At 55.4% G+C, this 19,594-nt stretch carries 13 protein-coding genes and 2 tRNA genes; 5 read left to right on the top strand and 10 right to left on the bottom strand.

Annotation, left to right across the window (positions count from 1 at the left end):
- Positions 1 to 8 precede the first annotated feature (8 nt).
- The gene (locus tag ACR2R1_RS18970; protein WP_434111453.1) at positions 9 to 1,625 is read right to left on the bottom strand and encodes a cytochrome P450; all 1,617 of its coding nucleotides are present in this window, start codon (positions 1,623 to 1,625) and stop codon (positions 9 to 11) included.
- Positions 1,626 to 1,766: 141 nt separating this feature from the next.
- On the opposite strand from ACR2R1_RS18970, the gene ACR2R1_RS18965 reads away from it, so the two are divergent.
- From ACR2R1_RS18965 to ACR2R1_RS18950, 4 genes are all read left to right on the top strand, one after another.
- A complete protein-coding gene (locus ACR2R1_RS18965) occupies positions 1,767 to 2,369 on the top strand; it encodes a hypothetical protein (RefSeq protein WP_077731475.1) in 603 nt (200 codons plus the stop codon).
- A gap of 167 nt (positions 2,370 to 2,536) precedes the next feature.
- Entirely contained in the window at positions 2,537 to 4,564 is a 2,028-nt protein-coding gene (locus ACR2R1_RS18960) for a 2,3-oxidosqualene cyclase (RefSeq protein ID WP_434111451.1), read from the top strand.
- Between the two features lie 218 nt (positions 4,565 to 4,782).
- Complete coding sequence (locus ACR2R1_RS18955) at positions 4,783 to 6,135, top strand: FAD-dependent oxidoreductase (RefSeq protein ID WP_077731474.1); 1,353 nt, start codon at positions 4,783 to 4,785, stop codon at positions 6,133 to 6,135.
- A gap of 212 nt (positions 6,136 to 6,347) precedes the next feature.
- Entirely contained in the window at positions 6,348 to 7,241 is an 894-nt protein-coding gene (locus ACR2R1_RS18950; RefSeq protein WP_077731473.1) for a DUF72 domain-containing protein, read from the top strand.
- Positions 7,242 to 7,303: 62 nt separating this feature from the next.
- Here ACR2R1_RS18950 and ACR2R1_RS18945 read toward each other — a convergent pair whose 3' ends face one another.
- Both ACR2R1_RS18945 and ACR2R1_RS18940 read right to left on the bottom strand, forming a co-directional pair.
- Positions 7,304 to 9,469 (bottom strand): amylo-alpha-1,6-glucosidase, encoded by a 2,166-nt coding sequence (locus ACR2R1_RS18945; protein ID WP_434111448.1) that lies wholly within the window; start codon positions 9,467 to 9,469, stop codon positions 7,304 to 7,306.
- Between the two features lie 27 nt (positions 9,470 to 9,496).
- Complete coding sequence (locus ACR2R1_RS18940) at positions 9,497 to 10,618, bottom strand: glycosyltransferase family 4 protein (protein ID WP_077731471.1); 1,122 nt, start codon at positions 10,616 to 10,618, stop codon at positions 9,497 to 9,499.
- Positions 10,619 to 10,949: 331 nt separating this feature from the next.
- On the opposite strand from ACR2R1_RS18940, the gene ACR2R1_RS18935 reads away from it, so the two are divergent.
- A complete protein-coding gene (locus ACR2R1_RS18935; protein ID WP_168175477.1) occupies positions 10,950 to 11,948 on the top strand; it encodes a TraB/GumN family protein in 999 nt (332 codons plus the stop codon).
- 16 nt (positions 11,949 to 11,964) lie between these two features.
- Here the strand turns inward: ACR2R1_RS18935 and ACR2R1_RS18930 are convergent, their stop codons facing one another.
- The 7 genes from ACR2R1_RS18930 to clpP form a co-directional block, all read right to left on the bottom strand.
- Complete coding sequence (locus ACR2R1_RS18930) at positions 11,965 to 13,845, bottom strand: SurA N-terminal domain-containing protein (protein WP_156879730.1); 1,881 nt, start codon at positions 13,843 to 13,845, stop codon at positions 11,965 to 11,967.
- 108 nt (positions 13,846 to 13,953) lie between these two features.
- Positions 13,954 to 14,030, bottom strand: a tRNA-Asp gene (locus ACR2R1_RS18925).
- Between the two features lie 6 nt (positions 14,031 to 14,036).
- Positions 14,037 to 14,112: transfer RNA gene (locus ACR2R1_RS18920), tRNA-Val, on the bottom strand.
- Positions 14,113 to 14,123: 11 nt separating this feature from the next.
- Positions 14,124 to 14,396 (bottom strand): HU family DNA-binding protein, encoded by a 273-nt coding sequence (locus ACR2R1_RS18915; RefSeq protein WP_077731468.1) that lies wholly within the window; start codon positions 14,394 to 14,396, stop codon positions 14,124 to 14,126.
- Positions 14,397 to 14,615: 219 nt separating this feature from the next.
- Positions 14,616 to 17,042, bottom strand: coding sequence for an endopeptidase La (gene lon, locus ACR2R1_RS18910; RefSeq protein ID WP_086135098.1), 2,427 nt, complete (start codon positions 17,040 to 17,042; stop codon positions 14,616 to 14,618).
- Positions 17,043 to 17,554: 512 nt separating this feature from the next.
- Positions 17,555 to 18,835 carry an ATP-dependent Clp protease ATP-binding subunit ClpX gene (clpX, locus tag ACR2R1_RS18905; protein WP_077731466.1) on the bottom strand — a complete coding sequence of 427 codons (1,281 nt, stop codon included), beginning with the start codon at positions 18,833 to 18,835 and terminating at the stop codon, positions 17,555 to 17,557.
- 101 nt (positions 18,836 to 18,936) lie between these two features.
- Entirely contained in the window at positions 18,937 to 19,581 is a 645-nt protein-coding gene (clpP, locus tag ACR2R1_RS18900; protein ID WP_077731465.1) for an ATP-dependent Clp endopeptidase proteolytic subunit ClpP, read from the bottom strand.
- Positions 19,582 to 19,594 lie beyond the last annotated feature (13 nt).

The raw sequence follows: 19,594 nt of genomic DNA, 5'->3' as shown, positions 1-19,594 counted from the left end.
GCCTCGAATCAGGATTCCGAGTCGTTCAGTATTCTTATCGCCTGATTCGGGCAGTATTTTTCCGCAGCCCTCGCTTTCTCGATCAGCGCCACCGATGGCCGCTCCTCGAGCACCTCAAGACGGCCTTTTTCGTCGACCAGGAAGATTTCTGGCGCTTCCGCCACGCAATGGGCATGACCCTTACATAGATCGCGGTCGACAACGATCCTAAAACGCCCGGTGAGCGTGCTGCTTCGAACGCTTGCAGTCTCTTTTCGGGCTCTGTTCAGAGCCGAAACCTGCCGTCTCCGATAACGAACGAGACAAGGGGAGGCAGGCTCGACCACCATTTTTCGGTAATCGTCCCGGTAACTTTCAGGTGAGTTCACCAGTTCGAACTCATAACGCCTCAGCAGCACGCAGAAGATGGCTTTGATTTGAAACAGGGCAAAGGCGTTGCCCGAGCATTTGTGACGCCCGCCGCCGAAAGCCTGCCAGCCGAACAGGTCCCTGTCCTCGGCTCGTTCCGGCGAGTACCGGTCCGGATCGAACCGGTCGGGTTGGGGGAATAATTCCGGAATTCTGTGCGTAACGGAGGGCGCCGCGCAGACGAACTTGCCGGCCTTGATGACGTAGTCCTTGACATAAAAATCCTGCATCACCTTGCGCATGAGAATGATCAGCGGTGGATGCAGGCGCAGAACTTCCTTAATCACGTTTTCGAGTTTGGGAAGCTGCCTCAGCGACTCGAAATCGACCGCGCCGTCCATACCGAATCGTTCCTCGATTTCAGCAATGACGGCCTTCATGTGCTCGGGGTGGCGGAGCAACTCGATCAACACCCAGGCGGCGGTTCCGGAACTGGTGTGATGGCCCGCGAAAACGGCGGCGATCAGCATGCCGGTAATCTCGTGTGCGGTCAGTTTGCTCCCGTCTTCGTAGCTCGCGTCGATCAGCATCTGGAAGACATTGGTTCGGTTCTCCGACTGCTGCGCGCGCTTTTCCATGATCTGAGACACCAATTCTTGAAGCCGCGCCCGAGCCTTGTCGCGGCGGCGGAAGACCGGCAGCGGCAGATCGGGAAAGACGTAGGCGATGGGTTGAATACCCTGCTCCAGGTCGCGATAGATTTCGACGAACTCTCGGTTCAGCTCGTATCTAAATTCGGCTCCTAGCAAGCAATGGCTGGACGTGTAAATCGTCAGTTCCTTGGTGAACTCGAGCAGATCGATTTCGCCGGAATCGCCCCAGCGATCGAGCAGAGTCGCGACCTCGCCGACGATGATATCGGAATAGGTCCGCATGGGCTTGTCCCGGAGTGCCGGCATCAGCATTAGTAGCTGCTGGTTTTTTCTTGCGATGGGCGCGTCGAAAACCACGCCCTTGCCGAAAATCGGAGTCATGATCTTGTAGGCGGGCCCCTGGTCGAGCACCTCGTCGGGAGCGCGATAGAAAGCCTCGCTGGCTTCCGTGCCGGTCAGCAGCACCATACTTTGGTGGAAGAGCTTGAATTCGGCCACGTCTCCCAGTTGCCGGCGCAGCCGCATCATGAAAGCATGCGGATTCTTGCCGAAACTGAAAATATGCCCCGCGAGCGGGAACGCGCCCGAGAGTTTCGGGGGCTCTTTGAGTTGCCCTTTGGCCATTGCCGAGTCCTAGTCGATGGCGTTATCGTCCGCCGGTTGAAAAGATTAGTATCATGCTTCGCGATCAAGGTGTTCATGAAATCATTTTTTTCATGTACATCAAACCTTATTCGTGCAAGGACTACCCCGAAAGGAGCCGAAATGCCTGCCTATCCTCGTGAAGAGCTGGAAGAAATGGTCGAACGCTGGCTTGCCGCCAATCGTCAAGCCGAGCGGGAGGGCAACTGGATCAAGCACCTCGGCGTGATGTACACCGAGGATGCGGAATACGGCTGGAACATGGGACCAAACCGAGAATTCATCGCCAGAGGCAGAAAGCAGATCGAGGAGTGGGCGCTCGGGGCGCACATGGAGGGATTCGAGAAATGGCGCTACCCCTACGAGAAAATCCTGATCGATGAAAAACAGGGCGAGGTGATCGGCATCTGGCGCCAAGTCGCGCCGGTGAAAAGGGAAGACGGCAGCGATTACGAAGTCGCCGGCATCGGCGGTTCCTGGTTCCGCTACGGCGGAGGATATCAGTGGTGCTGGCAGCGCGACTTCTTCGATCTCGGCAATGTCAAGGCGATGTTCATGGAACTGGCGGCCGACGGCAAACTGGATCTTTCCGTAAAGCAGAGGCTGAGCAAACTGGCGAAAGGTCAGCCGCTCCCCGGGGTCGCTCCCATTCATACAAGCCGAGGCATCGGCAAAAAATTGAAAGGCATTGTCGCCATGGCGCGCACGGTACTATTCGGGGTTTAGTGGAACCGTATCGAGTGACTTCGTCCGAAGCAACTAGACGCAGGAGCGATATTCCCGCACAATCAACGCGATGTAACGTATTTTTCCATGCGCCATCGATAAGCGCCCGAAGGAGACAACGTGGTCCTTGTGCTTTGCCGGTCAATGATTTGTCTTGGACAACGTTCGTGAAGCATCAATGGAATGAAACCGCCGGCGGGCACACCGGGACGGAAACGCCCGTTCCGCCTCTCAGATGCGCGTGGGAAGCCAGCCGCCGCGCACAGCGGCGTTTGCTGGATCTGCAGCGGCCCTGCGGCGACTGGGAAGGGGAAATGGTCTGGTGCACCATGATTCTCGCCCAGGCCGTCATCGTGCGTACCATAGCGGCCCGCCCCTACAGCGACGCGGAAAAAGCACGCATCGTCATTCATTTCGAAGGTAACCAGATGAATGACGGCTCCTGGGGCATGCACCCCGAATCGCCTGGCTACGTCTTCTTTACCACTCTTGGCTATGTTGCCCTGAGGCTGCTCGGCGTTCCCGCCGATTCGCCGACGCTCGTCAAGGCGCGCCGCTGGCTGCATACCCAGCCCGATGGCGTAAAGGGTATTCCCACTTGGGGCAAGTTCTGGCTGGCCATGCTGGACCTCTATGCCTACGAGGGACTCAATGCCGTCCCGCCGGAACTTTTCTTGATGCCGGAATGGTTGCCGATACACCCGCGACATTATTACTGCCACACCCGTCAGATTTACCTCGGGATGGCCTTTCTTTGCGGCATGCGATTTCGCGCGAACCTGCCGGGCACGCTACGCAGCGAATTGCGCCGGGAGCTCTACCCGGAGCCTTACGAAACCATAGATTTCGCCGCTCTGCGAGACACCCTGGCCGCGAGCGATGTCTATGTCCCCATCAGCCCGGTATTGCGCCTGATTTACAAGCTGCTAGCCGCTTACCAGCGTCGCCATAGCCGGGCGCTGCGGCGGAAAGGCCTCGACCTGTGCTTCGACCGGATACTTTACGAGCAGCGGGTTACACGCTATCAGGGGATATCTCCCGTGAGCGGACTCCTCAACTGTCTGGCCATCTTCGCTCGCGATCCGAACCATCCGGACCTTTTGCCCAGCCTCGAAGGCGTCGAGGACTGGCGCTGGGAGGACGAGGAGGAAGGCATCCGTTATGCGGGAGCTCGCTCCAACACCTGGGATACCGCATTCGCCGTCCAGGCTCTGGTCGAGGGACCGTCGGCTGTCGAAGGGACGGCAAAAGCGCTCGAGCGGGCTCACGATTTTCTCTGGGGTGCCCAGATAACCGAGGAGCTTCCGGATTACGACGGCGCCTGGCGGGACCCGGCACTCGGCGGCTGGTGCTTTTCCGACGGGCAACACCGTTGGCCGGTGAGCGACTGCGCAGCGGAAGCCTTGAGCGCCCTGCTCGCGCTCTACGCACATCCCGAGTACACGGTGGCGTCGCCGCTCGAGCCCGAGCGCCTCCGCCAGGGGGTGATCTTCATTCTGTCGCGGCAGAATGCGGACGGCGGTTTCGGAACCTACGAACGCCGGCGCGGCGGCAAGCTGCTCGAAATGGTCAATCCGTCCGAAATGTTCGGCCAGTGCATGACCGAACTCTCCTATATCGAGTGCACGGGGTCGGCGCTGGCCGCCCTCGCGCATTATCGCAAGCGTTATTCCGATTTCCCAGGCGGAGAGATCGAGCGAGCGATACGCAAGGCCGTAGCCTTCCTGCGCCGGCGTCAGCTTGCCGACGGATCCTATCCGGGGTTTTGGGGCATCAATTACACCTATGCCGTCTATCATGCGACCAAGGGGCTGCGAGCGGCCGGCGTTCCCGCCTCGAACCCCGCGATTCAGGGTGCCGCCCTCTGGCTGGTCCGGAAGCAGCGGCCCGATGGCGGCTGGGGCGAGCACTATTCGAGCTGTCTCCAAGGCCGCTACGTCGAGCACGAGCAAAGTCAGGTGGTCATGACGAGTTGGGCCTTGCTCGCACTGCTCGACATCCTGCCGTACGATAATGAATCGATCAAACGTGGATTCGAATGGCTGATGAGCCGGCAACTGGAGGACGGCGGTTGGCCGCGGCAGGCGGTTAACGGCGTTTTCTTCGGCTCGGCGATGTTGGATTATCGCCTCTATCACACCTACTTCCCGACTTGGGCGATGGCCCGTTATGCGCGCCTGACGAGCCCGCCATAGCCGGAGTCTTCAGGGCATTTTTTCGACTTGGCGTCGGAAGATGTAATCTTCCGGCTCAGCTCCGAAATTCGGACCGAAAGTCCGATAAAAGGCCCTCGCAAATATCAGCGGGACCTTGAAATCGCACTGCAAGGGATTGTCGTCGGTGGATTCTGTGAAGTTCAACATTCGAGGCGCAGCCCGCCCGGGCTGCTCTCACCAATTATCGGAAAAGCATTATGCAAGGACGAGTCATTTATCAGGAACATATCGATGTGCTGATCGCCGGAGGCGGCGTAGGCGGCGCAGCGGCCGCTGCGGCACTCTCGCAATTGGGATTGCGCATCTTGATCATCGAACCCGGCCCGGCCCAAGGCAGGCGCCTCGCCGGAGAGCTCATCCATCCGCCCGGCATCGATGGCCTGTGTCGTCTCGGCTTGCTGAGCGACCGATCGATGCCCGGTTCGCCGGTAAAAGGCTTCGCGATCTTCCCTGCCGATAAAGACGACCCCGCAAGCTCGGTGACCTTACGCTACGGCGAAAAGCCGGGAACTCGCCATTTGGGACGGGCGATCGAGCACCGGATCCTGAAGGATCATCTGCTGGAAACCGTACAGCGGTTTCCCGGCGTTACGGCCTGGATAGGCGCACGGGTCACACGGATAGAGGAAAATCCCGACGGGTCATTCACGGCGATGGTACGAAGTAACGACGGCGAGGAAATACGAATTCGCCCTCAGTTATTCCTCGGCGCCGATGGACCGATGTCCAGAGTGCGCAAATTGATCGGAATTTCTCACGAGACTCGGCGCTATTCCGGCATGATGGGCATCGAAGTGGAAGACACCCATCTGCCCAATAACGGCTACGGCAATATCTTTCTGAATTCCGCCGGCGTCGCCTATGCCTATGCGATCGGGGGAGGACGGGCAAGGGTCATGTTCGAGGTGCTGAAAGGCGCCGATTCGAAGGAATCGATCAAGACGCACCTCGGTCTCTTCCCTCCCTTGTTCAGGCTCGATATCGAACGCGTCCTGGCCACGAGCAAACCTTTGGCGGCAGCCAATTTCTGCATCGTCCCGAATGCCAGCGTACGAGGTAATGCCGCACTGGTCGGGGACGCGAGAGGCTGCTGCCATCCGCTGACCGCTTCGGGGATTACTGCGGCGGTAAAGGATGCGCTGATCTTGCGGGATGCGCTTAGCGAGTCGAATCTCGATATCGCAACGGCCCTGCGACGTTATTCTCGCCGCTGCGGCCGTCTTGAATTGACCCGGCGCACCCTGGCGGAAGAACTGCGCGAAGCGTTTCTGGCCCAGACGCCCGAGGCGTTACTGCTCAGAGAATGCATCTTTTCCTACTGGCGCACCAGCGATAAGGCATGCGTTCGGTCCATGGCGCTACTTTCCACGGTGGACACTAGTATTTTTTCTCTGGCCACCCAGTATGGGACGGTTGCGCTGCAGGCCTTCCGCCTGTTGCCGCGTTGGTTTTTCGAAAAAACCGTCGTCGATTGGCACAGGGGAGTGCTCAGGCTGGTACACAAGAGCCTTGCCTTTCAATATGCCGCGATCCGCCAATGGTTATATTGATAGTCAGGATCATGGCATCCGGAATAATGGCAGCGCGGCATTGAGCAAAATCGCGTCGCCTCGGCGCCGAAGGGATGACTTTCCACCGGAATACTTGTCGAAATATCGAGATACCTGCTTCAGCCGACATTACCGCATTTCGGTAAAAGCGGATATTTGCTGTCGTATGCCGTAATTGGCGCGACTCATGCCATTCAAAGTCGAGGGAAGCGATGATTCTGGTAGGCACCGCCTCTTGGGCCGACAAAAATCTGATCGACTCCGGCTTGTTCTATCCGGCCCACATCAAGACGCCTGCGGATCGGCTGGGTTATTACGCCAGTCAGTTTCCTCTGGTCGAGGTCGACAGCAGCTATTACGCCCTGCCCTCGGAGCGGAATGCGGCCCTATGGGTCGAACGGACTCCGCCGGGCTTTGTATTCGATGTCAAAAGCTTTCGGCTGTTCACGCAACATCAAACGCCGCCGAAAGTGCTTCCAGTGGATATTCGTGCAGCCCTGGGGCCGGTCGAAAAAAAGAACATTTATTATGGCGACCTGCCAGAGGAACTCCGCGGCGAACTCTGGTCACGGTTTCGCTCAGCCCTTAAACCTTTAAAACATGCAGGCAAGCTTGGCGTCGTACTGTTTCAGTTTCCGCCGTGGTTCGTCTATCGGCAAAGCAATCTCGAGCATATCGCCGCTTGCGCCCGAGTAATGGAAGGATTTCGCATTGCCGTGGAATTCCGTCATCGATCCTGGTTTGACGATAGGCATCGCGAGGACGTGCTCGAATTCGAACGGAGCCGGGGATTGACGCACGTCGTCGTGGATGAGCCGCAGGGATTTGCCAGCAGCATTCCTTCGGTTTGGGAAACCACCTCCCCGGAAATAGCGGTGGTCCGCATGCACGGCCGAAACCGCGAGACCTGGAGTCAGAAAGGGCTCGAGTCGTCCGCCGATCGCTTCAACTATCTCTATTCGGCCGACGAATTGCAGGAATTGGCGGGGTCCATCGAGAAGCTCGCCGCAAAGGCGCGAGAAACACACGTCATTTTCAATAACAATTTCGGAAACTTCGCACAACATAATGCCGGAGAGCTGAAGCAGCTTCTGGCTAGGCCCTAAATTCGGTGTATTAGCCGCCCACTGTTGTGGTTAAACTTCCGTCGGGATGCGAGGCATCCGCATCAGACCACGACGGTCACTTCGATATCGCCTTCCTTGCGTTCTACATTGATGCCCACATCGTGGGCATGGCGAGTCAAGGCTAAGTCAATGACGCCATCGTCAAAACGCAAGTTGCTGATCCTGAGCCAGTTGAGATAATTCGGGAGTCGCGGATGATAAAACCTGATCTGCGGTTTTTCGGGTGAAAAGCTCAAGCCGAGACAGCCTTGCAAGAGCTGAAATACCGCTCCGCTGGCCCAGGCCTGCGGAGAACAGGCTACCGGATAGAGAGTTGGGCCTTGCCCCGGAAGCCTGGAGAACCCACAGAAAAGCTCAGGCAAGCGATGCAAATCGAGAAACACGGCGGCCTCGAACAAACCGGTCAAAATCTTCAAGGATTTGTCTTTGAAACCGTAACGCGCCAGGCCCATGGCCGCGATGGCAGTATCGTGGGGCCAAACCGAACCGTTGTGATACGCCATCGGATTGTAGCGGCTCTGCCCCTCTGCGACCGTGCGAATTCCCCATCCATTGAAAGATTCCACCGCCAACAGCGTCTCGGCGGTGCGACGAGCATAATCGGGAGCCGCAATCCCGCTGAATAAGGCATGGCCTGCGTTAGAGGTTCGCACCGCACAACAGCGTTTGTCGCCGTCCAGTGCGAGCGCAAATGTATCGAGTTCGTCGAGCCAAAATGCTTCATTAAAGCGTTTTTTCAGCGCTGCAGCCTCCTGCCGCAGCCGCTGCGCCCATTTTCCCCGGCCGAGCAATTCGGCCAGTTCGGCCGCCAGCAGTTTAGCTTCATAGACGTATCCCTGCACCTCGCAAAGCGCGACCGGTGCCGGCGCCAGGTTTCCGTCGGCGTGAAATACCGAGTCGTTGGAGTCCTTCCAGCCCTGCTGTATCAACCCGTTTGCGCTATGTCGGGCGTATTCCACAAAGCCGTCGCCGTCCCAATCGCCATGATGATCGATCCAGTCCAGGGCTCTTTCGATGTGAGGCCAAATCGTTTCCATGAAAGCCCGGTCGCCGGTACGCCGATAATAGTGGCCGGCAAGAACGATAAAGAGCGGCGTGGCGTCCACCGTACCGTAGTAACGCTTAAACGGAATTTCTCCTAAAGCGGCCATTTCTCCGGATCTCGCTTCATGAAGAATCTTGCCGGGTTCGGCATCGCGTTCGGGTTCCAAGGATTCAGCCTGGGTCGCGGCAAGATAGGTGATTACGCCCTTCGCGAGTTGCGGCCGAACCCACAGCGTCTGCAACGCGGTGATGATGCCGTCGCGACCGAAAGGCGTGCTGAACCACGGGACTCCGGCGTAAGGATAAGGTCCATGAGACGTTTCCGTGACCAGCATATCGAGATCGGCGGCAGACCGACCGAGCCAATCGTTGAACTGTTCATTCGAAGTCACGATGTGGGCGACGCTCGACCGGGAGGCTGCAGTGTCCGCCCCTATCCTATCGATCGCGTGGTAATAATCACCTTGCGATACGCTCGCATCGTCGCAAGCGCAGCTTACCGAGACGTGCAGATGAATCTCGTCGCGTATTCCCAACCGAAGCGCTGTGCTACAACTCGAGGCATTGAGCTGATCGGGTCGCCAATGGAATTGGATGTGAGTTCGGCGCATTTCGCCGTCCAATCCGCGATAACCGAGTATCGCGGCATCGTCCTTAATGTCCGGCGTCAGCATTGTTCCTCGGGCCGGTCGATGGACACCGCGCACTTCGAATATATCGCGATAATCGGCAGCGAACCGAAACTCGACGTTCAAATTTACCGTTCGATCGCCGTAGTTGACCAAACGCAAATGCTCATGCCTAGCCTGGCTTAACAACACCACCGATCGGAACACGTGCACGCTGCCTCTCGGGATGACTAGGACTTCGCTCTCATAGAGATCGGGCATGGTCATGTCGACCGCCAGCAAACTGTTGTCTTTCTTGATGGTGGAATTGAGCAAGAAGGGGCGTTGTCCGTTGATTCGCAGCTCCAGGTGAGAAAGATAGCGTGTCCCGCCTTGGTAAAGTCCCTGCTCGCTCGAACTCACCTGATAAATATCGCCGTGACGATCGAAGATACCGAACATATCTTCCGCTTTTAAGACTCGAGAGGGTTCATCGCCCCGTGGTGCGGTGGCAGCGACATACCACTGGTTTTCGGTGGAAGCCGGATCGTCCATGGATCACCCGTTCGAGGAATCGAAAAACTAGATCGTTTGCTTGCCCAGCATAGAAAGGCGACCGAGGTCCTTCTCGATGACGTCCATACCGAGAACCTTTAGCGCTGGAGAGACTTTCTGCTTACACTTTTCACCGAGCTGTCGGTAGATCTGAATATAGTCGCTCGCCATGCGGCGGGCGGAAAAGCGATTTTCGAACGCCTGTCGACACATTGCCCGATTGATCTCGCCTACCCGTTCGACTGCCGATACCGCTTGGTGAAGATTCTCGACAACGAAACCTGTCGTTCCGTGCCGCATAACTTCCGGCACCGAACCGTTCCTGAAGGCGATCACAGGCGTACCGCAAGCCATCGCCTCGATCATCACGAGCCCGAAAGGTTCCGGCCAATCGATGGGAAAAAGCAAGGCGTAAGCATTGCCGAGCAGCTCATTCTTTTCTCGCTCGTTGACTTCGCCGATGAACTCCACCAAAGGATGATTGAGAAGGGTCTTGATCTCCTGGTCGAAATATTCGCGGTCGGCCTTATCGACTTTCGCTGCAATCTTGAGCGGCATGCCGGCACGAATTGCAATTTCGATCGCTCGGTCGACGCGCTTTTCCGGGGAAATACGCCCCAAGAATGCCAGATAGGTGCCCGGCTCGGCACGGAACGTATAAAGCTCCTCCGGCAATCCGTGATAAACCGTAGCTACCCAATTCCCCCAACCGACCGGCGTGCGTTGGTAATCCGAAATGGAGATCAACGGCATGTCCCGAAAGGCTTCGAGGAGGGCATCTAACTCTCTGATGTCCAAGCGTCCGTGTAAGGTGGTAACGTGCGGGGTCGAGCATTCGCGAAATACCGGAAAATGAAGGCAACCGGTATGAAAGTGAATGACATCGAATTCACTGGCCGCTCTGCGCACCCGATCCAACATCAAGAGATGGGGTAGTAACGGATCTAGTACATCTTGGTCGAGACGCAGTGCCTTGGAAACAATCGGCTCGAGCTTGGCGCTCGTCTCCGAATCAGCACTGGCGAAGAGCGTAACATCATGTCCGGCGCCTACTAGCTCTTCGGTAAGATAATGCACGATGCGCTCGGTGCCGCCATAAAGTTTTGGCGGTATGCTCTCATACAAAGGCGCTACCTGCGCGATTTTCATACTCCTCCTTATACGCTGTTCACGTCCGGGCTGGCAGCAAGAGCGCCACCAGAGTTCGTCGTTTGCGCTATTAATTTTTGATCGAAACCGGGACTCAAGAGTTCACCATAGTGGCTCATCATCGAGACTCAAGACACGCGACGGCTACATCCCGCCCTCAACGGAACGACGGTTCACGTGACCAGGTCGGTCTTTCCGTCACAACATACCTTCGCCCCGTCTTCGTCTCCCATACTTCGGTCAAAAATTGTCAAGCTGGACACTTGAGCTACATTTTGGATGTCATCGAATCGCTTCGCCGACCTTTTGATCACTGGGAAGAATGACGCCTATGTTCCATCTCGTAACCCGCTCCAACCTATTGGTCTTCGCGCTCGCGTTGCTGCCGACCTCGATATTCGCCGATGTTTATAAGTGTCTGGATCAGAAAGATAAGGTCTTTTATCAAGACCGACCATGTCAGGAGTTGACGTCGGCTCAACTGCCGCCCGGCTTGTCTCAACTAGCAGCCAGCGATAACAAGCCGCACTTTCTTTGGAAGGCGACAATTGCGGAAGGCACGGTCTACCTCATGGGCGCCCTTCCTTATGGCGCGAGCGATATGTATCCCCTCCCGGAAGCGATAACGGACGCCCTCTCGGGGTCGGATGTGCTGATCGTCGGAGCCGATGTCGCTGCGCTGCCTCAGGCCGAACTACTTCCCATCGCCGCAAACCGAGGCGCGTACACGGACAATTCCGATTTAAGAGACCACATCAAAGCCGCCACCTGGGAAAGAGTGCTCAAGCTCTCCAAGGCTTTGGGCATGGCAGAGGAAACGATTCTCACCCAGAAGCCATGGATGGCGTCACTGAGTTTGATGAGCCTAGCCGCTAAACAGGCGGGCTATACGCAAGAGCTCAGCATCGAAAAAGGCTTTGTCAAGGATGCGCAGATGCGAAAGCCGGTACTTCAATTAGACTCGGTAGATGAACAAGCGAAACTGTTGGATGGCTTGTCCGAGATTGAACAGGAGCAAATACTCCTGCAATCGCTAAATGAGATTGAACGTGGGGACGACTATTTCAAATCGATGATCGAAGCCTGGACGAGCGGAGATTCCTCGACCGTTGAGCTGATCGTGCGTCGCCGCTTCGATAGTCTTCCGGCTTCGGACAAGCTCTTCAAGCTCTTGTTCACCGATCGAAGCGCAGCGATGGCGGAGAAAATCGGGGAATTGGCGGCCGATGGTAGGACTTATTTCGTTGTCTTGGAAGCCGGCCACCTGGTCGGTGAACACGGCCTCCTAAACCTGTTGCAATCGAAAGGCTTCAAAATTTCGCAGCTATAGCTCGAATCGATCCGGATCAGTTTTCAGCCTCGGGCTTGACGTAAACATCGGCGAGTTCACGTAATTGTGCCACAAAGGACGAAAATTCGCGCTGCGCGGCGTTTTTGGCGAGGAACTGGCGAGCAGCGTCCGCTTCCTTGGGATCTCCTTGCGAAGCGCCATCCTTGACGGCGATCAGCTTAAAGACGACTTGATCGCCGTTTTCAAGTTCCACCGTTGAGATAACGGGCTGCTCGGCTGACGGTCGAGCAGCCTTGAATACGGCATTCGTCAGCACTGGCGGTACATTTTTTGCATCGCGGCGCAGATTCGACTCCTTGGAAACCTGCATACCGTGCTCTTTGGCCAAACCCGTAAGCGGAGCACCCTGCTGCGCTTGGCGCAAAAGTTCTTCCGCTTGCTTGCGGGTCTCCTGTCTTGCGTCCTCGGCACGTAATTTGCCAACGATATCTTCCTTCACTTCTGCGAGGGGCTTATCGGACGCCGGTTGATGGTCTTTTATCCGCAAAACGACTGCTTTCTCGCTCCCCAATTCGACCGGATCGCTGTTCCGTCCGTTCAGAACGTCCTCACTGAACGCGGCTGCTCTTACCGTGGACTCGGCGGCGATACCGTCTCCTGCCTCACGCGTAAAGTATCCGGTGCTCTCGATTTTCAGATTGAGGGCTTTCGCGGCCGGCTCCAGACTGTCGGGATGTTCATAGCTGAGCTCCGTCAGCGTTTGTCCCTGTTCGTAAAACTTGTTTTCTGCCGCATTGCGCTGGAACGTTTTCAGCAGTTCGTCTTTTACTTCCTCGAATGGCTTGACCTTAGCCGGAGACAACTCGGTTACTTTGATCAAGTGATAGCCGAAAGATGTTTTGACAGGCTTGGATAACTCACCCTGCTTCAAAGCAAATGCCGCATCGGCAAAATTTTGCTCCATGGCCCCCTTGGTAATGAAACCCAAGTCGCCGCCGTTCTGAGCGGATACCGGGTCATCCGACGTTTCCTTTGCGGCCTTAGCGAAATCTTCGCCCTTAGCCAAACGGTCTTGAATCTGATTGATCTTGGCCAAAGCCGCCTGCTCGGCGGCTTCACCGCCTTCCGAATCGACCGCGACTAGGATATGGCTGACCTTGCGCCTTTCTTCGGACGCGAAACCAGACTTCTGCTCTTCATACAGATTGCGCAGGTCGTCTTCGGTGACTTGGGTCTCCTTCGCGATATCGTCAAGACGAACGGCGATGTACTCGATCGATACACGCTCGGGATTTTGGTAAGCCTGAAGATGTTTCCGATAGTAATCTTCGATTTCCGCATCGGAAATAGTGCGAGCCGATTTCTTCAAAGGTATTTTGAGATATTCGACCTCACGCTCCTGATTTCTGAGCCGAAAGAGCGAAGCGATTTGATTCGGGGTTACAAATGCGCTGTCAAGCAATCCGCGCTGGTATTGCTCCATCAACAAAGCTCTTCTGACCTGCGCAACGAATTGGGCAGAACTCAAGCCCTGAGATGACAGCATGATGTTGTATTTTTCCTTATCAAACTTGCCTTCGGTTTGAAAATAAGGGAGCGTCTGGATGAAGTCGCGCACGGCGCTGTCGCTGACGGCAAGGTCCTTAGCCTCCGCATTTTGCGCAATGATTTCTTCTCGAATCAGCCGCTCTAAAGCTTCATGTTTGAGCTGCCTATCGTCGACCTCCGCCAAACCCACCAGATTCGCAAGACTCTGCTGATAGGCCTGGTTTACCTCGCGCTCAAAAATATCCCTGTCACCGACGACAGCCAGTGGCTGCTCCTTGCCGGAATCCAGATAATTCTGAATTCCCCATAGAGCGAACGGCACACCGACAAGAATCAACATTACCCATGCGAAGATACCTTGGGCACGATCACGAATCGCTTGAAGCATATGCAGAACCTGATACGGCTTTAAGAGCAATCATTAAACGAAAAGACAGGCAGCCCCCTGCCCTCAAAAAAAAACCCGCTGCCTCAGGGGCGCGGGTTTTTTGAAATTTGGCGGAGCGGACGGGGCTCGAACCCGCGACCCCCGGCGTGACAGGCCGGTATTCTGACCAACTGAACTACCGCTCCAATTTATGGTGGGTGCTGTAGGGATCGAACCTACGACCCTCGCCTTGTAAGGGCGATGCTCTCCCAGCTGAGCTAAGCACCCGAAAGAGTCGACTAGCTTACAGCATCTTTAAGTGCTTTACCAGCCTTGAATGAGGGAATTTTTGCAGCTTTGATGGTAATCGTGTTTCCCGTCTGCGGATTACGGCCTTGACGCTCGGCACGCTCTTTAACCCCAAAGGAACCAAAACCCACGAGTGAAACGGTTTCGCCGTTTTTTAAAGCTATCGTGATAGCGTCAATCATACCGTCGAGTGCGCGCCCGGCATCGGCCTTCGTCAGGTCCGCCGACTTAGCGATCGCATCAATTAGTTCCGCTTTATTCATTCTTTCCCCCTTTGATCGATGATGTTGAATCTAAGTTCTTCACATGGCCGCAAGACTTCGTCCATTCCTATATGCTGTTGGCTACGCGTGAACTCGCCGGCCGAAATGTAGCAGTAGACAAAAAGCACTGTCAAGCCGCATAGCGTCTGGGATTCAGCGAATTTTAGCGATCCGTCGCATTTCTCTGAACACGCAAAAAGCAACTCCCTCCAATTAGGACTAATGAGCAACGATCATGCCTGCCGTACCCGTCGATTTAGTCACACCCTCGGATTCGGGAGTAACCGGCGGTTTCAACGGTTCCGGCATGTGTTTTAGTGCGGTCTCGAGGACTTGATCGATAGAGCGAACCGCGACGATTTTGAGATCCTGCTTAATGTTCTTTGGAATCTCAGCCAAGTCCTTCTCGTTTTCCTGCGGAATCAAGACGGTCGAAATACCGCCCCGATGCGCCGCCAACAGTTTCTCCTTTAGCCCTCCGATGGGCAAAACCTCCCCGCGAAGCGTGATCTCGCCCGTCATGGCAACGTCCGATCTCACAGGGATTTGAGTCAATGCGGAAACCAAAGCCGTGCACATACCGATACCGGCGCTGGGACCGTCTTTGGGCGTGGCCCCTTCCGGCACGTGTATATGCACATCGTGCTTCTGATAAAACGCCGGATCGATACCCAGCGTTTCTGCTCGGCTCCGGGCTACCGTGACAGCGGTTTGTATCGACTCCTGCATGACCTCGCCGAGTTTTCCGGTATAGGTTTGCTTGCCGGTTCCGGGCATAACGACCGATTCGATGGTAAGAAGCTCGCCTCCCACCTCGGTCCAGGCCAGGCCGGTAACCTGCCCGACCTGGTCCTTCTCCTCGGCTCGTCCGTAGCGATAACGCCTGACGCCCAAAAAGTCATCCACGTTACGATGAGTCACGTTCAGTTTCTTGGTGCTCGGTTTGAGGACCAAGCTCTTGACGACCTTGCGGCAAATCTTGGCTATTTCGCGCTCAAGGCTACGAACACCGGCTTCTCGAGTATAGAAGCGGATAATATCTCGAACCGCCGATTCGGTGATATGAATTTCGCTGTCCTTAAGCCCGTTGTTCTTGACCTGCTTTGGAATCAGATAGCGCATGGCGATGTTGACTTTCTCATCCTCGGTGTAGCCAGCGATGCGGATCACTTCCATGCGGTCCAGAAGCGGCGCCGGGATATTCAAAGTGTTCGCCGTTGCAATGAACATTACTTCGGACAAATCGAAATCGACCTCCAAGTAATGGTCGTTGAAAGTATGGTTCTGCTCCGGGTCCAAAACTTCCAACAATGCGGCAGCAGGATCACCGCGGAAATCCATCGCCATCTTGTCGATCTCGTCGAGCATGAACATCGGATTGCGGGTCTTTACCTTGGAAAGGTTCTGCAGGATTTTACCCGGCATCGAGCCAATGTAAGTTCTGCGATGGCCGCGAATTTCGGCCTCGTCACGAACCCCGCCCAAGGCCATGCGAACGTACTTCCGGTTGGTCGCTCGAGCAATCGACTGACCGAGCGAAGTCTTGCCCACACCGGGCGGTCCAACCAAGCACAATATTGGGCCTTTTAGTTTCTTGACGCGCTGCTGAACGGCCAGATACTCGAGGATACGCTCTTTGACTTTCTCCAAACCGTAGTGCTCGGTTTCTAAAATTTCTTCGGCACGCTGCAAGTCGTGACTGATCTTGGTGCGCTTCTTCCACGGCATGTTGACCATCCAGTCGACGTAATTCCTGACTACCGTAGCCTCGGCAGACATCGGCGACATCAACTTGAGCTTGTTCAACTCCGTCTCGGCTTTGGTACGAGCCGCCTCAGGCATGCCGGCCTTTTCGATTTTGCGCGATAGCTCCTCGAATTCGTTCGGCACATCGTCCATTTCCCCCAACTCCTTCTGGATGGCCTTCATTTGCTCGTTCAAGTAATACTCGCGCTGATTTTTTTCCATCTGCTGCTTGACCCGCCCGCGGATACGCTTCTCCATCTCCAGCATATCCACCTCGCCTTCCATGAGCGTCATCAAACGCTCCAACCTGGCCGTCACATCGCTCATCTCCAGAATCGACTGCTTGTCTTCGATTTTGATGGTCATATGTGCGGCGATGGTATCCGCCAACCGGCTCGGGTCGTCGATGCCGGCAAGCGAATTCAACACTTCGGGCGGTATCCGCTTATTGAGCTTGACGTAATGATCGAAGGTGTTGATGGCGGTGCGCATCAACACATCGATTTCTTGATCGGTGATGTTGATCTCGTCCAGCTGCGGCGAAACTACGGCTACGTAGTGCTTGTCGGCGACACGGTACTTATCGACGTTGCAGCGCTCGCTACCCTCGACGAGCACTTTCACAGTGCCGTCCGGAAGCTTCAGCAATTGCAGGATGTTGGATAAAGTGCCGATCTGGTACAGGTCATCGAAGCTGGGATCATCCAGTTCGGCTTCTTTCTGCGCTACGAGCAAGATTTGTTTGTTGTCCCGCATGGCAGAGTCTAGGGCCAGAATCGACTTCTCTCTGCCGACGAAGAGCGGTATGACCATGTGGGGATAGACTACGACGTCCCGTAAGGGAAGCACCGGTACCATCTTTTCCGGCTTTGCACGATTTTCAAGCGAGGTATTTTCCATTAGCCACCCATGGATATTAGTGAGTACGCGTTGTTACTGAGTATATAGGTAAGCTTCGGGCAAAAAACAAGACTAAGCCCGATAAAATCGGGGACTATTTGATTTGGCCAAAAACTTCAGATGAAGAGATCAGCAAAAATTCTGCGATCCCGTCCGGGTAAGTACGAAAAACTACTTAGATGCGAATGTATCGTCGAGATTCCCGAATCCGAACGATTTTCTATACAAAATGCGTAGATCAATGCGCGGTGACGCTTACGCGCTGAAATAAGCGACCGCTACCATTAGGATCAGTGAATGCAAACAGGTGTTTGTGCCGACAGGCGAGCAAGAACGCAAATTCAACTTGAAGGCTGCCCTAACGAGCTTTAAGACTGAGAAGCTATCAGCCATTAGTCAGACAGTGAAGTTCGGCCATCGATCAAGATCTGAAAATTGGCCGCATAACAAAACCCTGAATCGGCTACCGACGCCCGCTCGCCGCAAGGCATCGATAGCACTCGGAAGATATTTCACTCTACCGAAGCACAGTGCTTTTCTTCGGTTTGATAAATCAGATACGGGTCCGATTCGCCGCGAATAACCTTTTCATCGATCACAACTTTGGAAACATGTTCGGCGGAAGGCAATTCGTACATCGTATCCAGCAACACGTGTTCGAGAATCGTTCGCAGACCGCGTGCGCCGGTTTTCCGTTCCATTGCCCTTCGCGCGATCACCCGCAAGGCGTCCTCGCGAATCTCCAGATCGCAACCCTCCATCTCGAACAACTTCTTGTATTGTTTGACCAGAGCATTTTTCGGTTCGGTCAGAATTTGAACCAATGCCTGCTCATCCAATTCTTCCAGAGTCGCCACCACCGGCAAACGACCGACAAACTCCGGAATCAGGCCGTATTTGATCAGGTCCTCCGCCTCCACGTCCGCCAAAACTTCGCCGACATTGCGGCGTTCGTCCTTGGTCTTGACCTCCGCGGAAAAACCGATGCCGCCCTTTTCGGAGCGTGAACGAATGATTTTTTCCAGTCCGGCGAACGCTCCGCCGCAGATGAAGAGGATATTCGCCGTATTGACCTGCAAAAATTCTTGCTGAGGGTGTTTGCGTCCGCCTTGTGGCGGTACCGAGGCCACAGTGCCCTCGATCAACTTCAGCAGAGCCTGCTGCACACCTTCACCGGACACGTCGCGGGTGATCGAGGGATTATCCGACTTACGGGAAATCTTATCGATCTCGTCGATATAGACGATACCGGACTCGGCCTTCTCCACGTCGTAATCGCATTTCTGCAAGATCTTTTGGATGATGTTTTCGACATCTTCCCCGACGTAACCCGCCTCGGTCAGCGTCGTCGCGTCGGCGATCGTGAACGGCACGTCCAACAGCCGGGCGAGCGTCTCGGCAAGCAAGGTCTTTCCCGATCCGGTTGGGCCGATCAAGAGGATATTGCTCTTGGCCAGTTCGACATCGTTCTTCTTCAGGTGGTTATGCACCCGGAGCCGCTTATAGTGGTTGTAGACCGCAACCGACAAGATCCTCTTGGCTTTCTCCTGGCCAATGACATACTCGTCGAGTACGGCCTTGATCTCTTTCGGTTTGGGCAACTTATCTACGCTAGCGGCAACATTTTCCTGAAGCTCCTCGCGAATAATATCGTTGCACAACTCGACACATTCGTCACAGACGAACACAGCCGGACCGGCAATGAGCTTTCTGACCTCATGCTGGCTTTTTCCGCAAAACGAGCAGTAAAGAAGTTTCCCGCCCCCGTCTTTGCCGTGCTTATCATCACTCATCGCAAACCTCTTATTCGTCAGATGACTGTTGTAGCAACCTACGCGAACCAACCGCTACCGGCATACGTCCACTAGTCCTTCGAACTCGAATTCCAATGCGTTTAACCGCTAGAACCCGGTTCTCGGCTAGCGAGCACCTTGTCGATTAGACCATATTGCGCTGCGTCTTCTCCACTCATGAAATTATCACGATCGGTATCGACTTGAATTCGTTCCAACGGCTGACCTGTATGTTTCGCCAATATTCGATTCAGTCTGTCGCGGGTCGCGAGAATTTCGCGGGCATGAATGTCAATGTCGCTGGCCTGTCCCTGGAAGCCGCCCAAAGGCTGATGGATCATGACTCGCGAATGGGGCAGACAATATCTCTTGCCGGGCGCGCCGCCCGCCAGCAGCAACGCTCCCATGCTAGCCGCCTGACCGATGCACAGGGTGCTGACGTCGGGTTTGATGAACTGCATGGTATCGTAAATCGCCAGTCCCGAGGTGACTATGCCGCCGGGAGAATTGATATAAAGATGGATGTCCTTGTCCGGATTTTCCGATTCCAGAAAGAGCAGTTGAGCGATGATCAGGTTGGCCATGTAGTCTTCGACCTGCCCAACCAGAAAAACCACCCGTTCCTTGAGCAAGCGGGAATAGATATCGAACGCCCGTTCGCCACGCGCCGACTGCTCGATAACGACGGGCACCAACCCCGTCGCCCGAGTATTGACGGTTTTATCAAAATCGCCGGTAAACATCATGAGATCTCTCGGG

Source organism: Methylocaldum sp. GT1TLB, assembly GCF_051027445.1.
Classification (GTDB): domain Bacteria; phylum Pseudomonadota; class Gammaproteobacteria; order Methylococcales; family Methylococcaceae; genus Methylocaldum.
Note: the sequence above shows the minus strand (reverse complement) of the source record. Positions and strands in the feature narration are given on the sequence as shown.